Raw genomic sequence first — 2,600 nt, forward strand, 5'->3', positions numbered from 1 at the left:
GTAAGCGGTCAATAGACCGCACCCCTTGCGCTGTCCCGCAGTTCAGATCTTGAGCGCAGTGATGCGCCAGGGCAGCAAGGCCTCGTAGTCATCGACAGTCCTGGCCCGCGGGAGTGCCACCAGCAACGCCCTCAGGTACTGGTACCCATCAACGCCGTTGACCTTACAGGTCTCCAGCAACGAGTACAGGTTGGCGCTCGCGTTGGCGCCGGCCACGGTGTCGGCGAAGAGCCAGTTGCGTCTGCCAATCACAAACGGGCGGATCGAATTCTCACAGCCGTTGTTGTCTACGGGCAAGTGCCCGCTGGTGACGAAGCGCTCCAGCTTGGCCCACTGCGAGGACAGGTAGTGCAGCGCCTTGCCCAGCAAACTGCCTGGCAGCACCGCATGAACGTTGGCCAGCAGCAGGGCCTGGATCTCTTGCAGCACCGGCACACTGTGGGTCTGGCGGCTTTGCAGCAATGCGTCCGCATCCAGCCCTTGCTCTTTGGCCAAGGCCTCCACGCGGTAGAGCTTGCCGATCAGCGCGATGAACCTGGCCGCCAATTGCTCAGGCCCCCGGTTGGCTTTGGGCAATGCCTGCAGCGCGTCATTGAAGTAACGCCTGCAATGGGCCCAACACCCGATGTGCACGAGCTTGTTGGCCAAGGCGATTTTGTTGTAGACCTCGTAGCCGTCGCTCATCAGCACGCCGCCCTCGCGCGCACCGACGTACAGACGCTGCGCCGCCTCGGTGCTGCGTGAGGGTGAGTAGGCGAACAATCGTATGGGTGGGCCCGTGCCGCTGGCGCCAGAGCCATCGGTCATTTGCGCCCACATGTAGCTCTTGGACTGGGCGCTGCGCCCAGCCTCCTTGAGCACCTGGATCTCTGTCTCGTCACCGAAGATCAGCGGGGCGTCCAACACCAGGTCGCGCAGCAGGTTGATGACCGGCTGCACCGCCTGGCCCACGCGCACCACGCTGGCGGCCATGGTGTTGCGCGAGAGGTCGCTGCCGCCAAAGCGCCCCAGCAGGGCCGCCTGGCGGTACAGCGGCAGGCCGTCCACGTACTTGGACGTGATCACCCAGGCCAGCAGGCCTTCGCTGAACAGCCCTTTGGGGATGACTTGCTCGGGCTTGGCCGCCAGACGCAGCGTGCCATCGCAGCACGGGCAGGCGTACTTGACCCGCTCGTGGCGGATCACGCGCACTTGTTGCGGAATGATGTCGAGCTGTTCACTGGCCTCCACGCCAATCTCTCGCAGCACGGCACCGTCGTGCGGGCATACGCGCTCGGATTCGGGCAGTTCGTGGCGCACCACCTCGCGTGGCAGGGCTGGGTCCAGTGGCTTGCGCCCGCGCTTGGTCCGTTTGTGGGCGGGAACCTCGACGGTGTTGTCGTCGGCCTCGGTTTCTTCCTGGGTCGGCTGGGCCGCAGCGCCCAATGACTCGGCCTCGTTGAAGAACATGTCCTTCTGGTGGCCGGCGCTGGCCTCGCTCTTGGCAGCGAACAACTGACGCTTGAATTTGTTGAGCTGCTCCTTGAGCAGGTCGCGCTCGGCGCGCGTGACGCGCAGTTCACCAGCGAGCGATTCGCTGGTCTGGGTGGCCTGGGCCAGCGCCTTTTGCAAGGCTGCAAATTCTTCGGCGGAGGGCGTCAGTTCCATCGACTGCTTCGATCTTCTTGTCGCTCAGGCGGTTCCTTGTGCCGAATATTTTGAGGCAAGTATTCTCAGCCGTGGTCGTTGCCACCTCGTCCGCGTCCGCTTCAGGCGACGCGCTCGTAGAACCGATGTGGGTGTCGCTGCGTGACCGCCAGGTCAATGCCATCGAGCAGCCAGTGCAGTTGCTCGACTGTCAGCGTCGGCACCACCGCCTCGTCTGGCCAGATGAAGCGGTCTTGCTCCAGGCGCTTCATCATCAGCCAGAAGCCGTTTCGGTCCCAGCCCAGGATCTTGACCCGGTTGCGCCGGCGGTTGCTGAACACGTACACCGCCGCCGCGAACGGGTTCATGCCCAGGGCTTGCTCCACCAGGATGGCCAGGCCATTGATCCCCATGCGAAAGTCGATGGCCGGGCGGTGCAGGTACACCGTCAGCGTATCGTCGAGTCGGAACATGGCAGGCGCCCCAGAAGTTCAAGGACGGGCAACAACTCACCTGGGCCCGCATCGCTGAGGTCGACCTCCACCCCATTGGGCAGTCGGGCGTGAAGCCGAAGCTTGAGCGCAGCAGCAGTGGCAGGCACTGCCCTGGGGGCCGCAAGCCGCAGCGGCACAAAAGCATCCGTGCTGGCCATGGCCACGGTCGGCATGTTGGCCCGACTTGTCTTCGTGTCCGCGCCCATGCTCTGGGTGATCCAGCGGCGCAGCAGGTTCGCGTTGATGCCGCATTGCAGCGCCATGCGCGCCACCGAAACACCCGGCCTCATGCACGCCCGCACCACCTCGGCCTTGGCCTGCGGGTCGTACACGGCCCGCCCATCGTTCTTGCGTCCCGTGACCAGGCGCCGTACCACCTCTGCATCGATCTCTGACATACGTGTCCACCTTGTTCTACATGGACTCGTAGCTTCCCCTCTCAGGCCCTCTGTGGGAAGACGTAGTTGGATGACCGCTTAC

At 64.2% G+C, this 2,600-nt stretch carries 3 protein-coding genes; all 3 read right to left on the bottom strand.

The window, feature by feature from the left end:
* Window positions 1–42: 42 nt before the first annotated feature.
* Window positions 43–1,647, bottom strand: a complete 1,605-nt coding sequence (locus B0E41_RS00160) for an IS66 family transposase (protein WP_077327374.1) — start codon at window positions 1,645–1,647, stop codon at window positions 43–45.
* Window positions 1,648–1,748: 101 nt separating this feature from the next.
* Window positions 1,749–2,099 carry an IS66 family insertion sequence element accessory protein TnpB gene (gene tnpB, locus B0E41_RS00165; protein WP_077327377.1) on the bottom strand — a complete coding sequence of 117 codons (351 nt, stop codon included), beginning with the start codon at window positions 2,097–2,099 and terminating at the stop codon, window positions 1,749–1,751.
* Window positions 2,075–2,518: a transposase gene (locus tag B0E41_RS00170; protein WP_077327380.1), complete on the bottom strand. Its 444-nt coding sequence runs from the start codon at window positions 2,516–2,518 to the stop codon at window positions 2,075–2,077. The genes tnpB and B0E41_RS00170 overlap by 25 nt, the downstream gene beginning before the upstream one ends.
* Between the last annotated feature and the right edge of the window lie 82 nt (window positions 2,519–2,600).

Source organism: Hydrogenophaga sp. A37 (genome assembly GCF_002001205.1).
In the GTDB taxonomy this organism is placed as follows: Bacteria; Pseudomonadota; Gammaproteobacteria; order Burkholderiales; family Burkholderiaceae_C; genus Hydrogenophaga.